The sequence below is a fragment of the Rhodoglobus sp. G.S.4 genome (assembly GCF_056619605.1).
Genome location: NZ_CM152748.1, coordinates 1,660,654 through 1,687,436 on the forward strand (window position 1 = coordinate 1,660,654; position 26,783 = coordinate 1,687,436).

General features: G+C 58.2%; 25 protein-coding genes. 4 read left to right on the forward strand and 21 right to left on the reverse strand.

Annotated features, from left to right (window positions below; genetic code table 11):
* Positions 1-47 precede the first annotated feature (47 nt).
* The 12 genes from AC061P_RS08025 to hrcA all read right to left on the reverse strand — a co-directional run bounded on the left by AC061P_RS08025 (position 48) and on the right by hrcA (position 11,169).
* Positions 48-1,442: an ABC transporter permease gene (locus AC061P_RS08025; protein ID WP_480390867.1), complete on the reverse strand. Its 1,395-nt coding sequence runs from the start codon at positions 1,440-1,442 to the stop codon at positions 48-50.
* Entirely contained in the window at positions 1,439-2,200 is a 762-nt protein-coding gene (locus tag AC061P_RS08030; protein ID WP_449646869.1) for an ABC transporter ATP-binding protein, read from the reverse strand. The genes AC061P_RS08025 and AC061P_RS08030 overlap by 4 nt, the downstream gene beginning before the upstream one ends.
* Positions 2,201-2,273: 73 nt before the next feature.
* Positions 2,274-2,921, reverse strand: coding sequence for a response regulator (locus tag AC061P_RS08035; RefSeq protein ID WP_449646870.1), 648 nt, complete (start codon positions 2,919-2,921; stop codon positions 2,274-2,276).
* Positions 2,918-4,084: a sensor histidine kinase gene (locus AC061P_RS08040; protein WP_449646871.1), complete on the reverse strand. Its 1,167-nt coding sequence runs from the start codon at positions 4,082-4,084 to the stop codon at positions 2,918-2,920. The genes AC061P_RS08035 and AC061P_RS08040 overlap by 4 nt, the downstream gene beginning before the upstream one ends.
* A gap of 99 nt (positions 4,085-4,183) precedes the next feature.
* Entirely contained in the window at positions 4,184-5,083 is a 900-nt protein-coding gene (era, locus tag AC061P_RS08045; RefSeq protein ID WP_449646872.1) for a GTPase Era, read from the reverse strand.
* Positions 5,080-6,390, reverse strand: coding sequence for a hemolysin family protein (locus AC061P_RS08050; protein WP_449646873.1), 1,311 nt, complete (start codon positions 6,388-6,390; stop codon positions 5,080-5,082). The genes era and AC061P_RS08050 overlap by 4 nt, the downstream gene beginning before the upstream one ends.
* Before the next feature lie 6 nt (positions 6,391-6,396).
* Complete coding sequence (gene ybeY, locus AC061P_RS08055; protein WP_449646874.1) at positions 6,397-6,858, reverse strand: rRNA maturation RNase YbeY; 462 nt, start codon at positions 6,856-6,858, stop codon at positions 6,397-6,399.
* A 1-nt stretch (position 6,859) separates the two neighbouring features.
* Positions 6,860-7,918, reverse strand: a complete 1,059-nt coding sequence (locus AC061P_RS08060) for a PhoH family protein (RefSeq protein WP_449648180.1) — start codon at positions 7,916-7,918, stop codon at positions 6,860-6,862.
* Complete coding sequence (locus AC061P_RS08065) at positions 7,914-8,264, reverse strand: histidine triad nucleotide-binding protein (RefSeq protein WP_480390868.1); 351 nt, start codon at positions 8,262-8,264, stop codon at positions 7,914-7,916. Before AC061P_RS08065 ends, AC061P_RS08060 begins: the two co-directional genes overlap by 5 nt.
* A gap of 17 nt (positions 8,265-8,281) precedes the next feature.
* Positions 8,282-9,013 (reverse strand): 16S rRNA (uracil(1498)-N(3))-methyltransferase, encoded by a 732-nt coding sequence (locus tag AC061P_RS08070; RefSeq protein WP_480390869.1) that lies wholly within the window; start codon positions 9,011-9,013, stop codon positions 8,282-8,284.
* A gap of 9 nt (positions 9,014-9,022) precedes the next feature.
* Complete coding sequence (gene dnaJ / locus AC061P_RS08075; RefSeq protein ID WP_449646877.1) at positions 9,023-10,123, reverse strand: molecular chaperone DnaJ; 1,101 nt, start codon at positions 10,121-10,123, stop codon at positions 9,023-9,025.
* Between the two features lie 23 nt (positions 10,124-10,146).
* Entirely contained in the window at positions 10,147-11,169 is a 1,023-nt protein-coding gene (hrcA, locus tag AC061P_RS08080; protein WP_480390870.1) for a heat-inducible transcriptional repressor HrcA, read from the reverse strand.
* 212 nt (positions 11,170-11,381) lie between these two features.
* Here hrcA and AC061P_RS08085 point away from each other — a divergent pair, with 212 nt between their 5' ends.
* Together AC061P_RS08085 and AC061P_RS08090 are read left to right on the forward strand one after the other, a co-directional pair.
* The gene (locus tag AC061P_RS08085) at positions 11,382-11,780 is read left to right on the forward strand and encodes a DUF4870 domain-containing protein (protein ID WP_480390871.1); all 399 of its coding nucleotides are present in this window, start codon (positions 11,382-11,384) and stop codon (positions 11,778-11,780) included.
* A gap of 89 nt (positions 11,781-11,869) precedes the next feature.
* Entirely contained in the window at positions 11,870-12,244 is a 375-nt protein-coding gene (locus AC061P_RS08090; protein ID WP_480390872.1) for a DUF4870 domain-containing protein, read from the forward strand.
* Positions 12,245-12,259: 15 nt separating this feature from the next.
* On the opposite strand, the gene hemW is transcribed toward AC061P_RS08090, so the two are convergent.
* Positions 12,260-13,510 (reverse strand): radical SAM family heme chaperone HemW, encoded by a 1,251-nt coding sequence (gene hemW / locus AC061P_RS08095; protein WP_480390873.1) that lies wholly within the window; start codon positions 13,508-13,510, stop codon positions 12,260-12,262.
* Positions 13,511-13,609: 99 nt separating this feature from the next.
* On the opposite strand from hemW, the gene AC061P_RS08100 reads away from it, so the two are divergent.
* Positions 13,610-14,287: an HAD family hydrolase gene (locus AC061P_RS08100; RefSeq protein ID WP_480390874.1), complete on the forward strand. Its 678-nt coding sequence runs from the start codon at positions 13,610-13,612 to the stop codon at positions 14,285-14,287.
* On the opposite strand, the gene AC061P_RS08105 is transcribed toward AC061P_RS08100, so the two are convergent.
* From AC061P_RS08105 to AC061P_RS08115, 3 genes are all read right to left on the reverse strand, one after another.
* A complete protein-coding gene (locus AC061P_RS08105) occupies positions 14,284-14,877 on the reverse strand; it encodes a DUF1990 family protein (protein ID WP_480390875.1) in 594 nt (197 codons plus the stop codon). The two genes, AC061P_RS08100 and AC061P_RS08105, sit on opposite strands and share 4 nt — an antisense overlap.
* A gap of 5 nt (positions 14,878-14,882) precedes the next feature.
* On the reverse strand, positions 14,883-16,751 hold the full coding sequence (gene lepA / locus AC061P_RS08110; protein WP_449646884.1) for a translation elongation factor 4: 1,869 nt from the start codon (positions 16,749-16,751) through the stop codon (positions 14,883-14,885).
* Positions 16,752-16,873: 122 nt separating this feature from the next.
* Entirely contained in the window at positions 16,874-17,305 is a 432-nt protein-coding gene (locus AC061P_RS08115; protein WP_480390876.1) for a DUF4190 domain-containing protein, read from the reverse strand.
* Positions 17,306-17,859: 554 nt separating this feature from the next.
* Between AC061P_RS08115 and rpsT the strand changes: the two genes are divergently transcribed.
* Positions 17,860-18,120 (forward strand): 30S ribosomal protein S20, encoded by a 261-nt coding sequence (gene rpsT / locus AC061P_RS08120; protein ID WP_449646886.1) that lies wholly within the window; start codon positions 17,860-17,862, stop codon positions 18,118-18,120.
* Positions 18,121-18,234: 114 nt separating this feature from the next.
* On the opposite strand, the gene holA is transcribed toward rpsT, so the two are convergent.
* The 5 genes from holA to leuS all read right to left on the reverse strand — a co-directional run bounded on the left by holA (position 18,235) and on the right by leuS (position 26,668).
* Entirely contained in the window at positions 18,235-19,263 is a 1,029-nt protein-coding gene (holA, locus tag AC061P_RS08125; protein ID WP_480390877.1) for a DNA polymerase III subunit delta, read from the reverse strand.
* Positions 19,264-19,294: 31 nt separating this feature from the next.
* Positions 19,295-21,676, reverse strand: a complete 2,382-nt coding sequence (locus AC061P_RS08130; protein WP_480390878.1) for a ComEC/Rec2 family competence protein — start codon at positions 21,674-21,676, stop codon at positions 19,295-19,297.
* Positions 21,673-22,263: a helix-hairpin-helix domain-containing protein gene (locus AC061P_RS08135; RefSeq protein WP_449646889.1), complete on the reverse strand. Its 591-nt coding sequence runs from the start codon at positions 22,261-22,263 to the stop codon at positions 21,673-21,675. Before AC061P_RS08135 ends, AC061P_RS08130 begins: the two co-directional genes overlap by 4 nt.
* A gap of 155 nt (positions 22,264-22,418) precedes the next feature.
* Positions 22,419-23,777: a hypothetical protein gene (locus tag AC061P_RS08140; protein ID WP_480390879.1), complete on the reverse strand. Its 1,359-nt coding sequence runs from the start codon at positions 23,775-23,777 to the stop codon at positions 22,419-22,421.
* A 284-nt stretch (positions 23,778-24,061) separates the two neighbouring features.
* Positions 24,062-26,668 (reverse strand): leucine--tRNA ligase, encoded by a 2,607-nt coding sequence (gene leuS, locus AC061P_RS08145; RefSeq protein WP_480390880.1) that lies wholly within the window; start codon positions 26,666-26,668, stop codon positions 24,062-24,064.
* Positions 26,669-26,783 lie beyond the last annotated feature (115 nt).

Here is a 26,783-nt window from a genome sequence, read left to right on the forward strand (position 1 = left end):
CACGACCCCGCCACAGGTGAAGGGCGGGGCCGTGAGATCAGGCGCGATTATTCGACGGCGAGAGCCTCCACCGGTGTAATACGGGTCACTCGGCGAGCCGGTGCGATTGCCGCGGTTAAGGCGAGCCCGCCCGCAAGGATCACTGTTGCGACAAGGATCCACCACGGGATAACCGGAAGCACGAACACGGCTGAGCCCGAAGTTGACCCCAACAGAGATTGAGCACCCGCCCAGCCGTAGAAGGTCCCCAGAATTAAACCCACTAGGCTCGCCGCGATCGTTAGTTGCGCGCTCTCCACACGGATCATTGCCCGTAACTGCGCAGCCGTGAATCCGAGTGCTCGCAGAAGGCCCAGCTCTCGAGTACGCTGCACAATACTCAACGAAAGCGTGTTAACGAGGCCCACTGCCGCAATAATCGCACTGAATCCAATCAGGATCGAGAAAGTGCTCGACAAGACAGAGAGAGCATCGGCGGCGCCGTCGGACTCCCCATAGGCCGGTGAGATCATGATCAGGAATCGAAAACTCTCCGTAGCGACTGCAAACATTGTGATCAGGGTGACCCCGATTACGAGGCCCAACGTGATGCGAGTGCTCCGTTCTGGATAGCGGAGCGCATTTTTTGCTGCGAGCTCCCCCGACGCTCCGCGCCCGATGAGTGAGCCAACTGCACGCAATACACGGGGCATAACGAACTGCGCACCAAGGATAAAGCCCGTGAATGAGATCACTCCGCCCACGAGTGAGATCAGCATCCCCTGTTGAGTCACTAGCCCGACAAGCATGCCGAGCACCACGACTCCCAGGCCGACACCGCACAGGAGGGTTGACCCCACAACTCGTCGCACAGCTGGCTTCCCGGAGTGAGCGAGCGAATCTACGGATGCTCCTAGTGCTTGCATCGGGGTAACGGTGAGCACCCGTCGCGATCCGACCCACGCTGCGAGCCACGTAGTGAGAACTACACCAACGATCGGAAGAAGGGCGATGGGATCAAAGAAGCTGTACGCGATTGTCGGCAGCACATCCGTGGACTGTGCGAACTGGAATATCGCAAAGGCGGTCAGCGCGCCAAAGATGGCGCCAATTACCGCACCGATAGCGCCAACAGCAAGACCTTCGCGCGCAACTTGCTCTCTCTGGCTGCGCGCACTGCCCCCGATCAGTCGGACGAGCGCAATCGTGCGGGTGCGCCCCGCGATCACGGTGGCGAACGTGTTCGCTGTGACTATTGACCCCACGTACACCGAGATGACGATAAACACGGAGGCCAGCACGCTCAGGGCCATCTGAACCCCCGCGCGCTGCCCGTAGTCTTCGTTCAACGTGAGCGAAGTAGCGAGGTTGTTAGTGAGCTGCAATAGGGCGACGCCGAAGGCACTGCTCAAGGCCGCGACGAGGATACTCGAGGCGTGATCGCGAAGATTCAGCAACCTCACGATGCCGTCTCCATCTCCAGCATGAACCGGCTAATGTCCGCCGCGCTTGATCGGCCGCGGTCGTCCACGACGCGTCCGTCGGCCAAGAAAATGATGCGATCGGCATAGCTCGCCGCGATCGGGTCGTGGGTTACCATCGCGATACTTTGACCGAATTCTGCGCTTGCAGCAGCTAGGAGTGAGAGCACTTCACGACTGGTGCGGGAGTCGAGGTTTCCGGTTGGCTCATCAGCAAAAATGAGTTCTGGGCGGGAGCCGAGCGCCCGCGCGATGGCGACGCGCTGCTGCTGCCCTCCCGAGAGCTCGTGCGGGCGATGGCTCATCCGTTCGCGCAACCCCAAGGAGTCGACCAATTGTTCAATCCAGCCACGCTCAGTCGTTGACGGAGACCTCCCATCGAGCTGAAACGGAAGCAAGATATTTTGCTCGATGTCGAGAGTGGGTACGAGGTTGAACGCCTGAAATACGAACCCCACGCGCCGACGCCGAAGCATCGTCAACTCGGTGTCGTCAAGATCAGTGATGTCCGTCGAGCGAAGCCACACTCGCCCCGAAGTCGCCGTATCGAGTCCGGCGAGAATGTGCATGAGTGTCGATTTGCCGGAGCCGCTCGGGCCCATGATCGCGGTGAATTCCCCGGCACGGATGCCCAGCGAAACGTCACTCAGCGCTGTCACCCTTGTTGAGCCTGAGCCATACGATTTTGAGAGGTTTTCGACCCGAGCAATGATCTCGGATCTCCCGCTTGAATTGTCCATGTTTCAAGCTTGTCGCGGTCGACCCACGAGCGAATCAGCCTGCAGTGCCCACCGTGTCATCCTCGAGGATGAGTTAAGCGAGCCCATTCTCATAGGCGTAGACGACAAGCTGAACTCGGTCACGGAGACCGAGTTTCGTCAGCACTCGACTGACGTGAGTCTTAACTGTTGCTTCACTCAAGAACTCTGTTTTCGCGATCTCCGCGTTACTGAGTCCACGAGCGGCCAGTAAGAAGATCTCCCGCTCTCGAGCCGTGAGAGTTTCGAATGAAACCGGCTGGACTCGGGGAGCACTGCCGAAGTGTTCGAAGAGCTCTCGGGTCGCGGCAGCGGCAATGACGCTTGTGCCCGAATGCACCGTTCTAATAGCAGCGAGTAAGAACTCAGGGTCAGCGTCTTTCAACACAAAGCCACTCGCACCGGCCCGAATCGCACGTGCGGCGGCCTCGTCGAGGTCGAATGTAGTCAGCACGATGATGCGCGGATGCGGAGCGTCCGTTCCCTCAAGAATCGCTCGTGTCGCCTCGATACCGTCCATCACGGGCATGCGAAGGTCCATCAGCACTACATCGGGCTGGGTCTCAGTGACCATGCTGATTGCTTCAACGCCGTCGCCAGCCTCACCGACGCACTCAAGGTCGGTCTGGGAGGAGACGAGCATCCGGATGCCTGCGCGGAAAAGTGCTTGATCGTCGACAAGGGCGACACGGATGGCGCTCATCGGACCACCGGCATTGTGACGACGATCTCAAATTGGCTGTCGTGGTCTTGAACGGTCAATTCTGCCCCGGTCAACTGCGCTCTTTCTCGCATTCCGATAAGACCATGCCCCGAGTGCGGTTGCGTTTTTTCTTGGGCGCCCGCACGAGGAGATTCGTAGTCGTTTGTCACCGAAACTGTCACAGTGCTTTCTCCCCAGTCCAGAACGAGTGCTGCGGGTTGGGATGTGTCCCCATGCCGGAGCGCATTGGTCAACGCTTCTTGAACGATTCGGTAGAGCGTGATCTGCTGCCCCATGGGAATCAGCGGAGAATTGCCTGTTTCGGTGACAACAACGTCGAGCCCCGCCGAGCGAATCTGGTCGACCAGCGAAGCAATATCGGCGAGCCCCGGCTGTGGCCCCGCTGTCTGACTGTGCCGCAATTGCCCCAACAGCAATCGAACATCAGTAAGCGCTTCGCGTGCGGTTCCAGAAATTGTTGACAGGGCACGTTCGGCTGAGCCCGGGTCGGCTGCTGACGCATAACGCGCACCATCCGCTTGCGCGATCACGACCGCAAGTGAGTGTGCCACCACATCGTGCATATCTCTCGCGATCTGATTTCGTTCGTGCTCGATGGCTGCAATCTGCTCAGCAACCAGCCTGCCCCGCTTGTTTTCTTGAGAGATTGCTTGAGTTCGCGCGAGCAATCCCGCAGTCCAGCTCAAACAGAGAAGCGCGAGCATCCCTCCAAGAGTGACGGCGAACTGGAAGATGCTGTCTGAGGTCAGCGAAAACTGAATCGATGCCCAGCTCCCCGTCGACGGAGCCCACGAGACGACGAGATAAATCGCCCCCAGTAAGGAACCAACAACGGTCGACACTAACCCGGCAAGCCGCACCCGGCGGGAGCCAAAGCGGGCCGAGGCGAAAAGCACGACAAGAATCGCGAGGTTGGCCCCGTCCACGGGCAGCAGAAAAGCCATCTGGGTAAGCGCCGCAAACCATGAGATTGTCAACGCAATCGCCGGACTCAGCCGCCGCACCGCGAGGGCAAGCCCTAAACCGAGCACAACGAACCACAACGACACAACGTCAATGCCGATAAGCGCGCGCACGGCAGTGGCGACGAGCGCAATACTCACGTCTGTAATGAGAGCGCCACGGGACAGAGTGCGGATCATGACATCAACGCTACGCGGCTGAGGCATCGAAAAACCCGTAATCTGGGCGATCGGATCGCAGAATCATCCTTCCGATGTACACAAGGTGACCACCGCCGACTAGAAGCCGAGACGCCCCAGCTGCTTCGAGTCACGTTGCCACTCCTTGGCAACCTTGACGCGAAGCGACAGGAAGATCTGCTTGCCAACGAGCTTCTCGATCTCCGCACGGGCACGAGCTCCAACATCCTGAAGCCGCTCACCACCCTTACCGATGATGATTCCCTTTTGGCTGTCACGTTCAACGAAGATGTTCGCGAACACTTCGAGAAGGTTCTTGTCTTCGCGTTCGATCATGTCGTCGATCGTGACGGCGATCGAGTGAGGCAGTTCATCCATGACGCCTTCGAGTGCGGCTTCACGAATGAGCTCTGCAACGCGCGACTCTGTCGATTCATCGGTAACGGCATCATCCGGGTAGAGAGCTTCGGAGACGGGCATGAGCTTCACGAGTTCGGTTGACAAAATATCGAGCTGGATGCTGTCAAACGAGGAAATCGGAATGATTTCGTCCCAGTCGCGCAACTCACTGACCGCACGGAGTTGCTCAGCAACACCCGGTCGCGACGATGCGTCGATTTTGGTGACAATGGCCACCTTTTTTGCGCGCGGGAACGAATCGAGCTGTTCGTTGATGTAGCGGTCGCCCGGGCCGATCTTCTCGTTCGCGGGGATGCAGAGACCGATGACGTCTACTTCGCCAAGGGTGTCTTGCACGATCGAGTTGAGCCGCTCTCCCAGGAGAGTGCGCGGCCGGTGCATTCCGGGGGTGTCGACGATGATCAGTTGACCATCTTTTCGATGCACAATTCCGCGAATAGCACGACGGGTTGTTTGCGGTTTTGACGAGGTGATGGCCACCTTTTCGCCAACAAGAGCATTCGTGAGGGTCGATTTTCCGACATTGGGTCGACCAACAAAGGTCACAAATCCTGCTCTGAACTCACTGGCGTCGGTCACTGTGATTCACCGTTCTCTCGTTCATTCGAGATTGAGTCGTACTGATTGTCTAGAGAAGGGTCTTTAGCAACGAGCACTGTGCTGATGCGTTTGCGCCGCCCTTCGGTGCGCTCGGCCGTGAGAACAAGTCCGGAATAGTGCGCTACGGCACCGCTCTCCGGCAGTCGGCCCAACGTTTTCATGATGAGACCACCAACAGAGTCGACTTCGTCATCATCAAGTTCGAGTCCGAAGAGGTCGCCCAGTTCGTCAATGGGCAATCGCGCGCTCACACGGTAGGTGCCGTCGGCGAGTTCTTCGAACTCTGCGACCTCGCGGTCGTACTCGTCTGAGATATCTCCGACAAGTTCTTCGATGAGGTCTTCCAATGAGACTAGCCCTGCGATGCCGCCATATTCGTCAACGACCATGGCGAGATGATTCGATTCGAGCTGCATTTGGCGCAGCAGGCTGTCAGCGCGCTGCGACTCGGGCACGAATAGTGCAGGCCGTGCTAGTTCTCGTGTGGTCAGTTTGTCTGCCTCGATGGGTTGTTCGTAGACGACTCGTGCGACATCGCGTAAGTACAGCACGCCCATTACTTGGTCGATGTCTTCGCCGATTACGGGAACTCTCGAAACACCGCGACTCAGGAAAAGCCCCATCGCGGCGCTGGCGGTAACATCGGCCTCTACCGTCACCATGTCGGTGCGCGGGATCATTACTTCACGCACGACTGTGTTGTTGAACTCGAATATTGAGTGGATGAGATCGCGATCGTCCTGATCCAGAACTTCGTGTTCTGTTGCTTCGTCGACCATGCTCAGCAGTTGTTCTTCGCTGGAGAATGTAGCGGTGCGAGGTCGCCCGGGTGTCACTCGGTTGCCGATTGCGACGAGGGCATCAGCGATCGGTCCCAAGATGACACGGATGCCGCGAACAACGGGGGCTGCGATCTGAACAACTTTGCGCGAGTGTGCTCGTCCGACGCTCCTGGGGCTGGAGCCGACGAGAACGAACGAGGCGCCGGTCATGATGAGCGCACTGAACAGCAGGGCAAACCACCACTGTTCAAAGACGGAGGCGAATACCAGCGTTACAAGAACTGCAGCGGTCGTTTCGAGCACAATTCGCATGAAGTTGAGCGCGTTGAAGTGCGCGCCCAGATCTTGCGAGATCGCCAGAATGGCTTTCTTCGCGCGGCTGCGGCCAGCCAGTTCGACGAGGTCGCTCCGACTCAGCACTGTCAGTGCCGAGTCCGCCGCCGCAAGCAAACCACCGAGCGAAACGAGGATGATCGCTGCGGTGATGAATATGCCGTTCAGCATGAGCGGCTACCTACTTCGTTCGGCTAGGGCAAAGCCCAACAGGATTTCGCGCTGAAGGCTGAACATCTCTTTTTCTTCGTCAGGTTCTGCATGATCGAATCCGAGCAAGTGCAGCAGGCCGTGAGTTGTCAACAAAAGCATTTCCTCGAGGGGGGAATGCCCGGCAGTTTCGGCCTGGGAAATGGCGACCTGAGGGCACACCACAATGTCACCGAGTAATCCGGCGGCCGTTTGGCGCTCTTCTGTTCCCGGGCGAAGCTCGTCCATCGGAAAGCTCAACACATCGGTGGGACCCGGCTCGTCCATCCACTGCACATGAAGCTGCTCCATTGCTGCTTCGTCGACAAAGACGATGCCGAGTTCGGCATCCGGGTGAACATGAAGCTGGTCGAGAGCAAAAGTGCAGAGGCGCTGAAAGGCATGCTCATCTACGACAATGGTCGACTCGTTGTTGATTTCAATTGACACGCTATCGTCCCTCGTGATTGCGGCTGCGAGCTCGCGGTCGGCTCTTGCGGTTGTAGTCGTCGAGCTGCTTCTCAGCATCGTAGGTCGTGTAGGCATCAACAATCTTGCCAACGAGGGTGTGACGAACAACATCTGCACTCGTGAGTTCAGCAAAGTGGATGTCGTCAATATCTTGCAGAACATTCGACACGAGCTTGAGCCCGCTCGCTCCTTCCGGCAGGTCCACCTGAGTGATGTCACCGGTGATGACCATCTTCGAGTCGAATCCCAATCGGGTGAGGAACATCTTCATTTGCTCTGGAGTGGTGTTCTGGGCCTCGTCGAGCACAACAAACGCGTTGTTGAGGGTGCGACCTCGCATGTAGGCGAGCGGCGCGACTTCGACTGTGCCTGCCGCTAGCAACTTAGGAACCAGTTCTGGATCCATCATGTCGTTGAGCGCGTCATAAAGCGGGCGCAGATAGGGGTCAATCTTGTCGGTCAGCGAACCGGGCAGGAAGCCGAGCCTCTCCCCCGCCTCGATGGCTGGGCGGCTCAAAATAATGCGATCAACTTCTTTGCGCTGCAACGCTTGAACGGCCTTCGCCATTGCTAGGTACGTCTTGCCGGTTCCGGCTGGGCCGATACCAAATACGATGGTGTTGTTGTCCATCGCTTCGACATACTGCGACTGCCCCAGCGTTTTAGGGCGAATAGCTTTGCCCCTGGCGGTAAGAATTGTTTGGCCAAGGAGGGCGTTGGGGCTGCCCTGACTCTGACGCAGGATGCTCGCTGATGCATCAACTTCTTGAGTGCCAAGATCATGACCATTGCGAACCATTGCGATGAGTTCGTCAACGAGTTCTTCGGCAGCAGCAAGGGGAACCGGATCCCCGGTCAGGGTGATCTCGTTTCCACGGACATGCATTTCTACATCGGGAAATTTACTTTCCACGACCCGGAGCAGTCGGTCTTGGGGACCAAGCAACTGCACCATAGCAACGCCGTCTACTTCGATTGCCACGCTCTCGCGGTCCTCCGGAGGCGTCGTTTCGGTACGTGCGGACTCAGAGTCACTAATGACCAAGGGTGCCTTCCTCGAGGTGTCCACCGAGCACGTGAGCGTGAACGTGGAACACTGTTTGACCGGCACTTTCGCCGGTATTGAAAATCAATCGGTACTCGCTATCGGTGTGCTCGTCTGCGAGTTGCTTGGCTACTGCGACTAACTCGGCGAGCAAGGCCGGGTCGCCGGCCGCCAACTGGGAGACGTTAGCGAATTGCTCGGTTTTGGGAACAACGAGCAAATGAACGGGTGCTTGCGGGGCGATGTCGCGAAACGCAATCACGGAATCTGACTCGAAGACAATATCCGCGGGAATCTCGCGAGCGATGATCTTCGTAAAGATCGAAGGTGAATCAGACATACCTCTAGCCTAAACCTCTAGGCCCAGCGGCCAAGTTTGACGTTCAGCACAGCGAGGGCAGCAGGGCCAGCGGTGGACGTGCGCAAGACTTCACTGCCCAGTCGAACAGTGGATGCTCCGGCCGCGGTGAGAAGCTCCAACTCGTGGTCAGCGACCCCGCCCTCTGGCCCAACGACAAGCACGATGTCGCGATCGTCCACGACGAGGTCAGCGAGAGTTTCGGTCGCGGTTGGCTCGAGGACGAGCATCCGCGTGCTTGACGCAAAATCAGCCAGTTGTTTCGTTGTGACCAGATCGAGCACGTCAGGTAACCACGTGCGTAACGACTGTTTGCTCGCTTCACGCACAATTGCCGCCCACCGATCGCGTCCTTTCGCGACCTTTGCGCCTTGCCAGCGCGAAATACTTCGTGCTGCCGTCCACGGAATCACACCGTCAATGCCGAGTTCGGTCGCTACTTGAACCGCAAGCTCATCACGGTCGGCTTTGGCCAATGCTTGAGCGAGAAACACCGCAGGGGTGCTGCGTGGCGTGCGGTGCGTCTCGGCTACTTCGATGCTGAGTTCTGTGTGTTCGGCAGTCGTGATGGGCCCCGAAACTGTGAGCCCAGCACCATTGCTAATCGCAATCGTCTCGCCAACCTTGAGGCGTGAGACTGTCACCGCATGGCGGGCTTCCGCTTTCGTCAGCGAAACCGTATCGCCGACCTGCGCGTCGTCGAGCTCTTCATCAATGTACAGGTGCGCCACGGTCGTCGCCTACAGGAACCGATCGCGAAGCTTCGCGAACAGGCCCTGCTGGAATTCAGCAAAATGCGGTTCTTTGCTCTTGCGAATGGCAGCAAGTTGTTTGATCAAGGTCTGCTCGGCACCACTCAACTTGGTAGGTGTGACCACTTGGATGCCCAAGCGCAAGTCACCTCGACCGCCTCCGCGAAGGCTCGTGATTCCTCGTTCCTTGACCGTGAGAACTTCACCGCTCTGAGTGCCAGGCTTGATGTGAACTTCGACTTTGTCATCGAGACCATCGAGCGTGACGGTGGTTCCCAAGATCGCGTCGAGCATCTGCACCTCGACGGTTGCGAGAAGATCGTCATCTGAGCGACTGAAGACGTCGTGATGACGGACTTTCATCTCCAAGAAGAGGTCTCCATTCGGGCCGCCTGCCGGGCCGACTTCACCCTGACCGGGCATTTGCAACCGCAAACCGGTTTCGACTCCGGCCGGAATGTCAACCGAAATGGTGCGCTGTGCGCGCACGCGACCTTGGCCGGCACACGTGGCGCACGGGTTCACGATGATGTTGCCGTATCCGCGGCATGTGCCGCAGGGACTCGACGTCATGACGTTGCCCAAAAGGCTGCGCACTTGGCGCTGGATCTGGCCGCTACCCTGACAAATATCGCAGCGCACTGGAGATGAGCCGGGAGCTGAGCAGTTTCCCTCACACGTTTCACAGAGCACAGCTGTGTTGACCTCGATGTCCCGTGAGACACCGAAGATGGTGTCTTTCAGGCTGACTTCAACCCGCAAGAGCGCATCTTGTCCCCGCTCCCGTCGCGAGCGTGGTCCAACGGATTGTCCGCCACCACCGCCACCAAAGAAGGTCTCGAAGATGTCGCCGAATCCGAAGTTCGCACCGCCGCCGAATCCGCCGCTTCCACCCATGTCGTACTGCTGACGTTGCTGCGGATCGCTGAGCACGTCATAGGCATGCGTGACGGACTTGAACCGCTCTGATGCATCTGCGCTCGGGTTGACGTCGGGGTGCAACTCGCGAGCGAGTTTGCGGTACGCCTTCTTGATTTCTTCTGGCGTGGCCTCGCGGGCAACGCCCAGTGCTTCGTAGTGATCTGCCAAAGTTCCGATTGCTCCTTACGAGCTCAGTTTTCTTCCAAAAGTCGCGACAGGTAGCGCGCTACCGCGCGAACCGCTGCCATGTTGTTCGAATAATCCATGCGGGTTGGACCAAGCACACCGAGGCGTGCAATGCCGCCGCCAGACGAGGAGTACCCACCCGTGACGACCGAAGTCTCTTCCAACCCAAATTCTGCGTTCTCGCGTCCGATCCGCGTGGAAACGGACCCACTTGTTACTTGCATTTCTCCAAAGAGCCGTAACAACGTCACTTGCTCTTCTATTGCCTCAAGAACAGGAAAAATACTTCCCGAGAAGTCTTGCTCGGTTCGCGCAAGATTTGCTGTGCCCGCGAGAACAAGTTTGTCATGGCGATTAGCCAATACCTGTTCGATCAAGCTGGATGCCACCTGGCTGACGAGTGCCTGACGTTCCACAGGAAAAATATCCGCGAAATTCGCGAGCCGCTCCGCCGCCTGAGGAAGCGACTGGCCGTGGAGCGCCGAATTCAGCTTTGCGCGCATCTCGCCCAGAAACACCTCGTCGAGAGGTTCGGAAACATCGATGAGCCGCTGCTCGACGAGCCCGGAGTCGGTGATGAACACCGTCATAATTCGCGAAGAACTAATGGGGACCAGCTCAACGTGGCGCACCCGAGCCGTAGCAAGAGACGGATACTGCACAAGCGCGACACTGTTCGTTAGCTGAGACAGCATGCGAACAGTGCGCGCAAGAACGTCGTCCAAATCGTCTGCTTGCCCCAGGAACGACTCAATTGCTTGACGTTGGGCGCTAGTGAGCGGCCTGAGATCTGCGAGCTGGTCGACGAATACGCGATAGCCCTTGTCTGTTGGCACCCGGCCAGATGAGGTGTGAGGAGCGGTAATCAGCTCTTCGTCTTCGAGCAAAACCATGTCGTTGCGAATCGTTGCAGCAGACACCCCAAAGGAATGACGCTCGACTATCGATTTGGATCCGACAGGCTCGCGCGTAGCAACGTAGTCCTGCACGATGACTCGAAGCACGTCAAGTCCGCGGGCGGAAACCATGCCACCACCCACCTCTCTTGATTGGCACTCAATCCGTTCGACTGCCAATCTTACTCGACACTCCGTGACACAACCGTTGCACCGCGCAACTCATTAGCGCTAGCGTGTCTCTGTACTTGAGCGCTACCCCTTCGGGGAAATGCTCAGGTGGCACACCGAGCACTTTGATGAAACCCGGGAAGTTCCCTTGTTCACCTGAAAGGCACGAACTCATGACTGACGCAAATCCGCAGCCCGCCGCACCGCAGCCTGCCGCTCAACTGACCACGGCAGAGGACAATCAGTGGGCGTCATTCGCTCACTTGGGCGGAATCCTCAGCTTCCTGCCATCGCTCATCATCTGGCTGGTCTTCAAAGACCGCGGAGCTTTCACCAATGTGGAAGCCAAGGAAGCGCTGAACTTCCAGATCACGTTGACCATTGCGCAGATCGCCGTCGCGATCCTCGGTTCGATCCTCTCCGCAGTCACTTTCGGTCTCTTCGCGCCAATCCAGGGCTTGCTCTGGTTTGCTCTGGTCGTTGTAGCGATCATCTTCTCGATCGTCGGCTTCACCAAGGCGAAGGACGGCAATCACTACCGTTACCCCTTCGCTCTTCGTCTCATCAAGTAACGCGGTAGTTACCCGCTGAAAAAGACTCGGCCCCGGGAGCTTCGGCTCTCGGGGCTATTCTTTTGCCCAATGCAGGGTTTAATGGAGTCATGTCAGATTCCACACCTCCCACCAGCTCTCCGTACGCACCGATCCAACCGATGAGTCCAAGCGATGAGAAGCTCTGGTCAACACTGATTCACATCGGTGGAATCTTCTTGGGATTCATTTCAGCGCTCGTTGGCTACCTCGTCTTCAAAGACCGCGGACCGTTCGTGCGCGCCCACGCTCGCACTGCACTCAACTTTCAAATCACGATGTATATCGCGATGTTCCTTGGCGGGATTCTCACCATCGTCGGAATCGGCTTCCTTATTATTGTCGCGGCCGCCGTTCTGATCGTCATCTTCAGCATCATCGCTGCAATCGCCGCGAACAAAGGGCAGGCCTACAGCTACCCACTCACGTTCGAGTTCATTAAATAACTCAGACCCATCGCTCTAAATAGGGGCGTCAGCGAGCAGTCGTCGTACTACGGCATCCGCGAGCAGGCGCCCCTTTAGTGTGAGCTCAATCGTTCCGCTCAGTGCGGCTCGTGCTTCGACGAGCTCTTCGGCAATCAGCCCAGCGACCGCGGTACGACCTTCGGCATCGAGCGTGTCAATCTGAAGCCCATTGCGCACCCGGGTGCGCAACAAGACGTGTTCCAGATACTTGCTGGAGTCAGCGAGCGTCTCTCGACCTGCCCCCGGAGAGTGACCAGCGGCGATACGATCCGCATACGCGGCCGGGTGTTTCACATTCCACCAGCGCACTCCTCCGACGTGGCTGTGCGCGCCAGGGCCAACACCCCACCAGTCATTGCCCAACCAGTAGCCCACATTGTGGCGACTAGTGTTGCTGACCTCAGGATCATCGCTTGCCTTGCCCCAGTTGCTGACCTCGTACCACTCGTACCCGGCAGCCTTGAGCTTGTACTCCGCTAATTCGTACATGTCAGCCTGAAGATCATCATCGACGGCAGCAACAACTCCGCGGCGAATCTGTGCCGCCAACTTCGTGCCCGTTTCGATAATCAGCGCGTAGGCCGAAATATGGTCAGGATTCTGCGCGATCGCGTGATCAAGCGAACGCTCCCAATCCTGCAAAGTCTCGCCCGGAGTTCCGTAGATCAGATCGAGGCTCACATCGAGCCCCACCTCGCGAGCCCACGCCACAACGTGAGGCACACGCTCGGGGTCGTGAGTGCGCTCCAGCGTTGCCAGCACATGGGGCACTGCCGACTGCATTCCAAACGACACCCTCGTGAATCCGGCATCTTTGAGCGCCAGCAGGTAATCGCGGTCAACAGAATCAGGGTTCGCCTCAGTGGTCACTTCGACATCCGAAGCGAAACCCCAGGTATCGCGCGCGGCAGCGAGCATGCGAGTGAGGTCGGTCACGGGCAACAGCGTTGGAGTGCCGCCGCCAAAGAACACTGTCGACGCTTTTCTGGGAGCAACGCCAGCCTGGGACAACACGGTGGATGCCAATGCCATTTCAGCGATCGCTTCCGTTGCGTAGTCAGACCGTTTCGCTCCGCGCAATTCTTCGCTCGTGTACGTATTGAAATCGCAGTAACCGCAGCGAACCCGACAGAACGGAACGTGAATGTAGACACTCCACTGACGGTTCTCAGAACCGGCGGCAGCGCTTTCTGGTAGCGCGCCGTCAAGGGGTGCTGGGTCGGCAATGGGCAAAGCACCTGGCACGAACGAGTCCCCTAAACAGCTGATCACACGAGCGTGCCCCAGCAGTTGCATGCAGGCACAACCTCAATTGTCGCACCTCGGTCATGGGAGAATGTCACCGTGACAACGCACATTCTTTGGGACATCGACGGCACCCTCATCCACAACTCTCGAGACGGTGCAACGGTCTACGTCGACGCTTTCACTCGCGTCACCGGCGCCCCACCACAGCGACGGATCGCTAGCCCGCACGGCATGACCGAGGGACAGCTGCTCGCCGAACTGCTGCAGCTCAATGGACACTCCCCCGCGATGTTGGATGATCTGCTCACCGAACTCGACAGTCGGACGCAAGCCCAGCACGACCTCGGCTTCACTCGCGAAGCCGTCGCCGGAGGTCAACGGGCGCTGCGCGAAGTCTCACGACACGGCTGGACAAACGCGCTGCTCACCGGCAATGGCCCTCAGCACTCGCGCTTCAAACTGTTGGCCGCCGGCTACTCCCTCAACGACTTCAACTGGCAGAACTCATTCTTTGGTGATCGATCGCCCAATCGCTCACACCTCACCTCGCTCGTCGCACCCCTGCTCGGTGCCGGACCGCACGTCATCATCGGTGACACCCCGAATGATGGGCTAGCCGCTGACAGCGCGCAATTGCCCTTTATCGCCGTCGCCACCGGAGCATTCTCCGTTGCCGATCTCCGGAACACCAACGCTCGACTGGTCATTTCCGACCTAGAGTCGGGCATCGACGACGTGATCGGAATCATCGCCGAGCTTGCCACGCGGGACTAAGTCGAAGTAACGGGGCCGGCAAGCGCTCGCAAATAGCGGCCAACCACTACGTACTGCAAAACTCGCAAGGCCGGCGACAGCAACATCCATTTGGTTGACGACGGTCGTGAGAACGAACGAACAGTGATCCAAATCGAATTGTCGTCGCGGCGCTCAATCATGAATGACTCTTCACCACGCAAGGGATGACCCTCTAGGGTTCCATAAGCAAAACCAGCGACCGTTGGCTGATCAACAACGTAAACGACGCGTACTGGCTCGTGGGCCGCGAACAGACCTCGCCCTACCGTGAGCACGATGGTGTCACCGGGGCGAACTTTGGGGTGGGCATCATTGTCGTGCGAAAGATCGAGCGGTTCACCGGCGGGATCGCGAGGCAACACGGTCACACCGAAACCACTGCGGCGCTTAACACCCCACGTCAAAATTTGTTGGTGCGCGAAAGCCCACCGCTCATCGCCGTGACCAATTCTGGCCGTGCGCTCAACGCGACGGAAGCCCTTCGGAGGAAGAGCGGTAAAAGTGCTGCCACGCGTGGCACCCACCGCGCCGTACGTAACAGGCGCATTGGGGTAGGTGCGGGCATCCACTTCGTCTACTTCTTCTCTTTGCCGGCTTCGACTTCACCAGACAGCGCTGCAATGAAAGCAGCCTGCGGAACCTCGACGCGCCCCACCATTTTCATACGCTTCTTGCCCTCTTTTTGCTTCTCGAGGAGCTTGCGCTTGCGGCTGATATCGCCACCGTAACACTTAGCCAAAACGTCTTTGCGCATCGCGCGAATTGACTCACGCGCGATGATTTTGGAGCCGATCGCTGCCTGGATGGGAACCTCAAACTGCTGACGCGGAATCAGTTTCTTCAAGCGCTCGGTCATCAGCACGCCGTAGGCATACGAATTGTCGCGGTGCACGATCGCGCTGAACGCATCAACAGCTTCACCCTGAAGAAGAATGTCCACCTTCACGAGGTCGGCTTCCTGATGTCCACTTGGCTCATAGTCGAGGCTCGCATAGCCCTGCGTTCGACTCTTCAAGTGATCAAAGAAGTCGAAAACGATTTCGCCGAGCGGCATCGTGTAGTGAAGCTCCACGCGGTCGGTACCGACATATTCCATGCCCTGCATGGTGCCGCGGCGAGACTGGCAGAGTTCCATAACCGTACCGACGAAATCCTTCGGTGTAAGAACGGATGCCTTCACCATCGGCTCGCTCACACTAGCGATCTTGCCGCCAGGGAATTCGCTCGGGTTCGTCACAGTGGTGAACTTCTTGTCGTCACCCATTACTTCGTAAATCACCGACGGCGCCGTGGCGATCATGTCGAGGTTGAACTCACGTTCGAGCCGCTCACGCACAATCTCCAAGTGCAGCAGCCCCAAAAATCCGCAACGGAAACCGAAGCCAAGAGCAACAGACGTCTCAGGCTCGTAGACGAGCGCAGCATCCGAGAGTTTCAACTTGTCAAGAGCCTCGCGCAGCACCGGATAGTCAGAGCCATCAATCGGGTACAAACCCGAGAAGACCATCGGCTTCGGTTCGGAATAGCCCTTCAGCGGAACCGTAGACGGCTTCGCGAAGTTGGTGACAGTATCGCCAACCTTGCTCAGGCGCACATCCTTCACACCGGTGATGAGATACCCAACCTCACCAACGCCAAGACCCTTTGTCGGTGTCGGTTCAGGTGCGCTCACGCCAATCTCGAGCAATTCGTGAGCCGACTTCGTCGACATCATCATGACCTTTTCGCGCGGCGTCATCCTGCCGTCAATCATGCGAACGTAGGTAATAACGCCACGGTAAGCGTCGTACACCGAGTCGAAAATCATGGCGCGGGCCGGAGCATCCGGATCGCCGATCGGGGCCGGAATCAACCGCGTCGCCTCATCGAGCAACTCAGAAACACCCACACCCGTTTTGCCGGACACCCGAAGAACTGTTGACGGATCGCAGCCAATCAGGCCAGCAATCTCATCGGCATACTTATCGGGATCGGCCGCAGGAAGATCAATCTTGTTGAGTACGGGAATGATCGTCAGATCGTTCTCCATAGCCAAATACAGGTTCGCCAGCGTCTGAGCTTCAATGCCCTGCGCCGCATCAACCAAAAGAATTGCGCCCTCACACGCCGCAAGCGAACGGGACACCTCATAAGTGAAGTCAACGTGGCCAGGGGTATCAATCATGTTGAGTGCGTATGCCTGCTCCTTACCGTTTTCATCAGTAAGGGCCCACGGCATACGAACAGCCTGGCTCTTGATCGTGATGCCGCGCTCACGCTCAATATCCATACGGTCGAGGTACTGAGCCCGCATATCGCGGTCGCTAACAACCCCCGTGACCGACAGCATGCGGTCAGCGAGGGTGGACTTGCCGTGATCGATATGCGCGATGATGCAAAAGTTGCGGATAAACGCGGGATCGGTCGAAGCAGGCTCAAGTGTGTAAGAGGCGCGAGGAGACATCCGCCCAATTCTCCCATGAGACCGGGCATCCTGCGCGCACGCAACCAAAACGGCAGGTCATCGCCGGACACTCGCCCTAGGCAACCCGCCAACTAGCGGCCAAACGCAGCCCCTCTGAAGCTCTAGAACGCTGCCAAGAAGAGGAACGGCAACGAAAGAACAGCACCCGCCGCCAGCAGAACAACCCATCCAAAGGTAGCCACACACGCCAAAACAATGCCCCAGACCGAGAAACTGCGACCCGAAGGCTCATCCCGAAGACCAAAAACACCCAAGATCACCGCCGCCAACGGCACAACAACACTCTGGGCAAAGAAGAACGACGCAATACCCAAACTCAACGCCAAAATACTCATCGTGCGAGTCGAGCTCAGCGCCGGGCGGGACGAAGCAGCTACAGACGGGCCGGATGCTTGAGGTGCGGCATCGGCAGACGCAGCGAAACCAGCAGCAGGTGAATCAGCGCTCGAGCCCTGCTCACCAGACGAAGAAAGCACCACCGCAGAAGAATCCACAGTCGAATCGGAAGTATCGGAAATAGTTGAAGAAGTCATACCTCGACGATAGAAAACCACCAACACTCAAGGAATCGGGATAACCCCCGAAATAACTAGCGGGAAATACCTTCACACCCAGCAAAACCAGCACGAATGGCGTGGCAGACCAGCAAAGAAAACCCCGCTGCACTAGCCTGTGAAAGCAGGACAACACACGGACCAACGCCTATGTCCATTGCCCCGCAATTGCCATAGCTCCACCGGAACCGAACAAACATAGTTTGTCCGGCGCTGGGGTCGCGCAATTGCTCCGCAATTGCCATAGCTCCACCGGAACCGAACAAACATAGTTTGTCCGGCGCTGGGGTCGCGCAATTGCTCCGCAATTGCCATAGCTCCACCGGAACCGAACAAACATAGTTTGTCCGGCGCTGGGGTCGCGCAATTGCTCCGCAATTGCCATAGCTCCACCGCGCTGGTAATGTTGCCTGTTGGCTTATGCATAACGTTCTTCGTCGAACAGTATGCGCATCGCGGCCGGGAATCAGAACACCGATTCTCTTCCACGGCCGCCCACCATCTCTGATCCACAAACAAGAAAGCACCTCAACGTGGCAAATATTAAGTCGCAGATCAAGCGCATTGGTACCAACAAGAAGGCACAAGACCGCAACCGCCAGGTCAAGAGCCAGGTCAAGACGGCTATCCGCGCAACTCGCGAAGCGATCAAGGCTGGCGACAAAGAGACCGCAACAGCACGTCTCGTCGCAGCAACCAAGACCCTTGACAAGGCAGCCGGCAAGGGCATCCTGCACAAGAACCAGGCAGCGAACCGCAAGTCGGCCATCGCCAAGCAGGTAGCAGCACTCTAAAGACCTCTGATCGGCGCAAAGCCGAAAACAAAACGCCCCCACCGTTCGCGGCTGGGGGCGTTTGTCGTTAAGTCGTGCACGCAGGAAGCGCGACCGGCCAGAGGATACGACTAGCTAGTGGATGCCGCGAGCCGCCACAATCGAAATCATGCGTTCGAGCGCAAAGACAGGGTCTCGCCCCAAACCTTTAACCTGAGCATCCGTATCGGCAATTGCCTCAATGGCGGAGCCAAGCCCCGCATCACTCCAGCCCCGCAAATCTTTCATGGCCCGATCTGCTTGCCACGGTGCCATGCCGAAAGTCTTCGCAGCTTGGCCCGACGACATTGAGCCGCCAGAAAGTTTTGCCATGGTGCGAATTTTTGAGGCGAAAGCGGCAACAATCGGAACCGGGTCAGCTCCAGAAGCAAGCGCATGTCTCAACAAAACCAATGCTTCCCCAGAGCGGCCGGCAATGGCAGAGTCTGCAACTTTGAAAGCGCTCGTTTCAACCCGCCCTGAGTAGTAGCGGGCAACAGTAGATTCGTTTATTTCATCGGCGTCGTCGGCGATCAATTGCTGACAGGCTGCAGCAAGCTCGGCGAGATCTGCCGAAAATGCCGAGACTAGAGTGCGAAGCGCACCCGGGGTTACGCGGCGACGTTTGGTGGAGAACTCGGCGGCAGCGAAGTCATACTTTTCGGCATCCTTTTTGAGATCAACACACAAGACCTCGATGCCACCCCCTGTGCCTGAGCGAATCGCGTCCAGCAACTTCTTGCCACGCACTCCGCCCGCATGACGAAGCACAACATAGGTGTCGTCAGCGGGAGCCTCCAAGTACTTCAGCGTCTCCGTGATGAACGCGTCGGAACACTTTTCGACGTTCGTGATGCGGATCATTCGAGGTTCACTGAAGAGCGAAGGACTAGCCATGCTGATGAGTTCGCCAGGCGCGTACTGGTCTGCCTCAAGGTCGCTGACTTCGAGGCTGGGATCCTCAATCTTGAGGGTGTCGCGCAGCAATCGGATCGCACGGTCCGCAAGAAAACCTTCAGTGCCACTGACCAGTACGATCGGTGCCGGTCGCACGTTGTTCCACGTCAATTGTGGGATAGCGACCTTGGACTTAGCCGGCGTACGTGCTGGGGGCTTGGCGGCCACGAGACTCCTCACTTAGAACTGCGACCCCAGCTTATCCTCGCCCACCGACGCGCCGTTCCGACCACAAGCGCACCGCCCCAGCGCGGCTCCCCTGAGACACCAGTGCCAGTCCGGCGGTGTCGCTTCGCACTGCCGTGATTCCGGCCTCCTCAAGCATGTCAAGGGCATCGGCGGTCGGATGCCCGTAACCGTTCTCTGCTCCGACCCCGACCAATCCGAGAGTGGCATTGAGCGCGACATAGAGCGGCGGAAACTGGTCAGCGGAACCGTGATGGCTAACTTTGACAACATCCACTGTCGACAGCTGGTGTTCGCCTAATAGTCGCGCCTGAGCGCTCTCGCCAAGGTCACCGAGGAACACCGAACTGAGGCACTGCCGTTCGCAGTCGGGTCGTGGACGAAACTCGATCACCACACTGGCATCATTGCCCGGATCGATCCCGGCAAGACGTTCGCCCGGCCACAGTACTTTCCACCACAGTTCACCAAGCTGCCCGCGGTCTCCTGTGCTGGACGACAGCACCCGCGACCCTGATGCCGTGAGGGCATCAAGCAACTGCTGATCTTGCGCTGATCCCGTCGGGCCGGCAAGCACCGTCTCCGCCTTTCCCAGTACCGCGTCGGCGCCACCAACATGGTCGTGGTCAAAATGAGTCAGAACGAGCAAATCGATTCTGCTTACACCTAAACGGGCAAGACAGGAGTTGAGGCGTTCAGGATCGGACCCTACGTCGATCAGAGCGATTTGTGCGCCGCTTCGTACAACAACAGCGTCTCCTTGACCGACATCGCATTGGGCGAATTGCCACTCTCGCGGCCACGACATTGCTGCACTGACTCCCATTCCCGCTGCAGTGGCACCCGCAAGGGTCGACACGAGGACGAGTGCAGTGAGCGCTCGGCAGCGCCACGGTGGCCCCATCACCAACGCGGCCAACAGAAGCACGGTGAGGGTGCTGAGCGCGGCAACACCCACCCATCCTTCCCACCACGGGATGCGAGTCGCCGGGGCATCCGCAAAGAAGGTAGCCACGGCGGCAACCCACGCAGAGGGCACCCAGGCGATCCACAGCAGAGCGATCCCGATGGGTGGGAACAGTGAGAGCGCAACGCATGCCGCCAATCCGACCACTGTTGCAATCGGTGCCGCCGGGGCCGCCAAGACGTTGGCAATCACCCCATAGGTGGGAAGAGTGGGCTGCAGTAGGAGCAGCACAGGCTGACACGCGAGCTGCGCTGCTAAGGGCACAGCAATGACAAGAGCCAACCAGCGCGGTAGCCACCGCCCAAGAAATTGAGCCAACGGTTCAGCAAAGAGCAACAGCCCGGCGGTCGCGAAGACGGACAACGCAAACGCGAAGTTGCGAGACAACCACGGGTCAAAGATGAGGAGACCAATCGCGGCCAATGACAGCACCGCCATACCTCGAATCGGCCGACCGCTGCCCAAAGCGATGAGCACCAGTGTTGCCATGAGCGCCGCGCGTAAAACGCTCGGATCCGGTGTCACGACAACGACGAATGCGAGAAGAACGAGAACAGAGAGCGCAATTCTCAACACACGATGGGCACCGATCCTGCCACCAAGAGCCATGATTAACCCCACAACGATTGCGCAATTAGCTCCCGATACCGCAGTGAGGTGGCTGAGCGAGCTCGTCTTCATTGCCGCATCCAATTGCTCACTAACGGCTGCGGTATCTCCAATCGCGAGTCCTCCGATCAGTTGCCCACCTCCTCCCGGAAGCACCTGTGCTGCCGAAGCAAAGGTGCGCCGCAACTGGTTTGCCCACTCGAGCGACGCCGGCGGATCAGCGTGCCACAGCGCCTCCCCTGACGAAAAGACCAAGACTGCTCGCCCATCGCCTGGCTCCGTCGACGCGAGAGTCGCCGTCACCGAGAATTCGACGCCGATCCCCCACTTGTCGCCCGGCAGCCCAGCACCTACACCGTTCGCTTCGCCGGTATCGGTTGCAACAGACAAGTTGCTCGCGCCGAACCGATCACTGTCCCGGAAGACCAGTGCCGGCGAGCTCAGCGGCACTGTCTCTCCATCAACAACCAGCGACGACAACTGGGCGTGGAAGTAATCGATCTCAGTGCGAACCGCAGAGGTTGTTGTTCCCCGCACCTCTACTTGCGCATGGCTGTCGGCAAGATCGCTCAACGCCGGTGGCTGACGAGCATCCGCGTGCACTGCAACGGAGGTCGCACAGAGGGCCGCAAGAGCACACGCGAGAGCAACACTGGCCAGCCATGATCGGCCGGAATTGAGGGCCAACGCGACCATCACTCCCGCCACTAGCCACAACCCGACGGCGCCCGCAGTAGCCCACTGCGGCATGCCAATCGCCAGCACTGCCACAAGCCACGCGAACGCTACCGGCAAACTCAGCCGCAGATCGAGACTCATACGGTAATCAGCTCGCGCAGTCCCTCGAAAGTTTTGTCTCCGATGCCAGACACGTTACGCAGGTCATCGATGCTCGTGAAGCGGCCATTAGCTTCGCGCCACGCCAAAATACGATCTGCCATCGCCGGGCCGACCCGAGGTAGCGTGTCGAGCGCTGCCGCATCTGCTGTGTTCAGGTTCACTCGCGAATCGGATGCCGCAGCATCCGTTTCAGCTTCACCAACTTCGGGTACAGCGAATTGTTCGCCGTCGGTCAACAGCCGCGCCAGATTAAGTTCTTCGCGATTGGCGGTCTCCGTGAACCCGCCAGCCGCCGCGATCGCATCGATGACACGGGCGCCATCCGCGAGCTCAAAAAGGCCGGGACGGGCAACCGCCCCCGTGACATGCACATAGACCGATGCCGCAGCAAGCGAAAACTCGCCCCCAGATTCTCCGGGCTCTCCCCGAGAAATCTCAGCAGCATCCGGTCGCACCGTGAGAGCTGTGGCCAGCACAGCGCAGCCGAGCGCGACCAAAACAAGCACGACCACCGCACCGACGCGCAACCGCAATCGGGCACGCCTAGCCTGCTCAAACTCTTCCACCCACAAAAACTAAACGCGCCCCGAGCAATCGGAGCGCGTTTAGTTAATACGTGTGCAGTTGCTTAGCCCTCGGTCGGCTGTTGACGAGTCGCACAAGAGCACGAATATCGCACCGCTACGCAGGCCGCCAACCCTGACGTCAATTGCCGAGGAAGTTAGCGGACGCGCACCCACTCAACAGTCACCCCTTCAGGCAATTCAGGAGTTTCGTTGGTGTTCCACGGCCGATATTCATGTCCCTGACCTTGCGGTGATGGCCAGCCATACAAGCTGATATTCGTCGAGTATGGGGAGCCATCGAATACCTCCCTGGGACGAACTTCCTGCCCATCTTTCATCCACACTTGTCGAAGTTCGCCAGTAATACCGCCACGAAAGCCTGGGCCAATAATCGCCGGGTACGGCTCGGTCCAGAAGATGGTGATCAACAATGGCACGCTCAGCAGCGAGATAACCACGATGCTGGTCCTGCGCGAAACGGTGTAGCCGCTCGCCGTCCTCAAGGACTTGATGGCCACGTAGGTGATGACAATCCCCATAAGCGCGGCAAAAACCCAAAACATTGGCACTTTCAGGCCAAACGGCCCCAAGGTCATCGCGCCGCCAATAAGCGATCCCACATCGCCGATAATGACGGTGAGAAGGAGAATGCCGCCGGCCGCCAAATATGTGAGCTTCTCAACCGTTTTGATTGCGAGAGGAAGCAACGCCAAGTACACCGGAAAGAGCTCCGAAAAATTGATACCGAAGAGCAAAACAACCACGATGTTGAATGACAGACAAAACAACAGTGCAACGGCTACTGTCCGCCGGAAGAAAAGGAGCGGCAAGATCGAGCACTCTAGTAGCACTGTGAGCCAGTCAAGCAATTCGAGTGGTGCACCTGAGACGTCGCCCAGCCACCCAGCGAGAACGGTTTCTACACCATAGTTGGTTTGATAAAAGGCTAGCCATCCTGCGGTCGCCGAGTAGTCAGGATCAAGCCACCCGGATGACGCCTTCAGTATCCCTGAGGTCAAGAAAAAGAATCCGACGAACAACGCCAGAACATCGAGCCGCGGACGAAGGTACTTTTCCGGGCGGAGCGAGAGTCTCGTTCCCCACGACCGGGCAAGAAATAGTGGCAAGAGGTACAGCAGAATATCGTGGTCAATTTTGCCGGTAGAAAACCGGATACCCGCCAAGACGATGAGAAGGATCGGCACGACGTAGCTCACTACTGAAGTGCGGTATCCAATGAGAAGAAGCAGCAGACCCAAGGTAACCACGGCTTGCAGCCCAAAAATAACGATCCCGCTTGGGGCCGCACTGAGGAGCATGAAAGGGCCAAGTGGCGGATTGAAGTAAGTCTCAGGCAGTGCCGAAACGGCAATCGCGCTCTTTACGGAGCCAAAGGTTAAGAGGTACCAAGCAAAAAGTATTCGGACGACCGATAGCCATCCCTCGCGTGTTCCGTCAGCGGAAGTCATCGTTGATGAGAAACCACGAACGCCTTCTTGCGTTTGAGGCGTCACGAACAATTCATCTCTGCCGAGACGAAGCCAGAACGAGTTTTTTGCTCGCCAGCATGCGACCCCAGCTCGCTGACCCCTGATAAACGCCACACAAGAAAGTCCACGCCTGCATCGTGAAAAAGCGTGCCGGTTGTCATGAGGAATATCCTAGTTGGTTCGGGATCTCCCGCTCTGCTTAGCTGCCACCCACAGTCAGGCGGCAGACAGAACAGGCCACGCTCCCGGGCACACGCTAGGCGTGCCCGGTCGCCGCTAACCCGCGCGGCTCCTCGTAGTGCAGTTGCTTAGCCCTCGGTCGGCTGTTGACGAGTCGCGATGTTGACAAGCTTCGGTGCACGCACAATGACCTTTACGATCTCGCGGTCACCAACAGTGCGCTTGACCGCTTCGGATGCCATCGCGAGAGCTTCAAGGTCGGAACCATCGATCTTGGGCGAAACTTCGAGGCGGTCGCGGACTTTGCCATCCACCTGAACGACGGCCGTTACGGATTCCTCAACGAGCAGCGAGGGGTCGGCCTTACGCCAGCCGGCAAGAGCAACCGTTGGCTCGTAGCCAAGCTTCTCCCACATCTCTTCTGCCGTGTGCGGGGCAAACAGGCTCAAGGCGATAGTGATGACCTCTGCAGCTTCACGCACCGCAGCATCCCCACCGCCGGCGCCCGTGTCGATCACCTTGCGGGTCGTGTTGACGAGGTCCATGATGCGAGCCACGAGCACGTTGAACTTCAGCGACTCGGCAAGGCCAGGGCCATCAGCGAGGAAGCGGTGCGTTGCACGCCGAAGTGCGACATCGCCTGTCTTCCACTCAATCTCGGGTGCGCTTGTGACGTCTCCAACGAGACGGAAAGCACGAGCCAAGAACTTGTGGGAAGCGGGAGGGGAAACGTCTTCCCAGTTGATGTTTTCCTCGGGCGGGCCAGCGAAGGCGAGCGTCAGGCGGAGAGCATCCGCACCGTGTTCAGCAATTTCACCGGAGAAGGTGACGGCCTTACGGCTGCGCTTCGACATCTTCTTGCCCTCAGAGAGCACCATGCCTTGATTGAGCAGAGCGCTGAAAGGCTCGGTGAAGCTGACGTAGCCGAGGTCGAAGAGCACCTTGGTGATGAAACGCGAGTACAGCAGGTGCAAAATAGCGTGTTCGACTCCCCCAACGTACTGGTCGACGGGTGCCCACTTTTCAGCTTCTGCGGGATCGAAGGCCTTGTCTGGGTCGTTCGGCGAGAGGAAGCGCAAGAAGTACCACGAGCTGTCAACGAAGGTGTCCATTGTGTCTGCATCGCGCAGGGCAGGACTGCCATCGCGCGGGTCAGTAACGTTGATCCAGTCCTCGGCTGCGGCCAGAGGCGACTTGCCCTTCGGCTTCAGATCCAAGCCCTCCGTTGATGGCAACTCGACCGGCAGTTGATCGAAGGGAACAGGAATCAGTTCACCATCAGAGCCGTGGATGATCGGGATCGGGGTTCCCCAGAAACGCTGACGACTGATCAGCCAGTCACGCAAACGGTACGTCTTCGCGGCGCGACCCGTTCCTGCTGCTTCGAGCTGTTCAACGATCTTCTTGATCGCGTTGCTCTTGCTGAGGCCATCGAGTGGCCCCGAGTTGATCATGCGGCCATCGCCCTGCAACGACTTACCAGTGTCGCGGGGGTTCAACGGTGGCAGATCATCCGGAAGGATTGCCATTCCGTTTTCATCGAGCTCGAGCACAGGAATCGCACCCGTAATAGGCGCATTGGTGTCGAGGACCACGCGCACAGGCAGATCGAACTTGATGGCGAACTCGAGGTCGCGCTGGTCGTGCGCGGGCACAGCCATCACGGCACCGTGGCCGTAGTCGGCAAGAACGTAATCGGCAGCCCAGATCGGGATGCGCTCGCCTGTTACCGGGTTGACAGCGAAACGATCGAGAGGGATACCGGTCTTGGGGCGACCTGCATCTTTTCGCTCAATCTCCGTCTGCTTCTGAGTCTGTTCGAGATAGCTAGTGAACGACGCCTTGACGTCATCGCTGGCATTCTCCACCAGTTCAGCAGCCAAGTCTCCGTCAGGGGCAACGACCATGAACGTCACGCCGTAGAGAGTGTCGGGTCGCGTTGTGAAGACTGTGACCTTTTCGTCACGGCCTTCGATCTCGAAGTCGACATCCGCACCGATCGAGCGACCGATCCAGTTGCGTTGCATCGACAACACCTTGGAAGGCCACGCGCCCTCGAGCTGATTGAGGTCATCGAGGAGGCGGTCGGCGTAGTCCGTGATCTTCAAGTACCACTGCGTGAGCTTCTTCTTGACGACGATTGCACCCGAACGCTCGGATGTGCCATCGGCCAGAACCTGCTCGTTCGCGAGAACGGTCTGATCTACCGGGTCCCAGTTGACCCAGGAATCTTTGCGGTACGCGAGACCCTTTTCGTACATTTTGAGGAACAGCCACTGGTTCCACTTGTAGTACTCAGGATCGCTCGTGTGAAGAACACGATCCCAGTCGAACGAAACACCGTAGAGCTTCATGCTCTTCTTCTGTTGCTCGATGTTGTCGTAGGTCCAGCCGCGAGGGTCAATGCCGCGCTCGATTGCCGCGTTCTCCGCGGGAAGGCCGAAGGAGTCCCATCCAATGGGGTGCAGCACGTTGAAGCCGCGCTGGCGCCAGTAGCGCGCAGCGATATCGCCAAAAGCGTACGCCTCAGCATGACCCATGTGCAGGTCACCAGAGGGATACGGGAACATGTCGAGAATGTACTTGCGTGGCCGCTTGTCGTTGGGGTCGCTCGTGGCGAACGGCTTCAGCTCGTCCCATTTGGCCTGCCACTTTGCGTGGATAGCCGCGACGTCGTAGCCGGGGGCAGCATCGCGATCATCGTGTGCATCAGCAAAGTTGGGCTGCTCAGTCACGTAAATACTCTCAATTCGTTACGGGGAAGATCTAAGATTACCGAATCCAGGGCCGCACTCGAGGGGGCCAAAAATCGTCGGGTAAACCCATTCTCTAGGAGTGGACCTCTCTCAC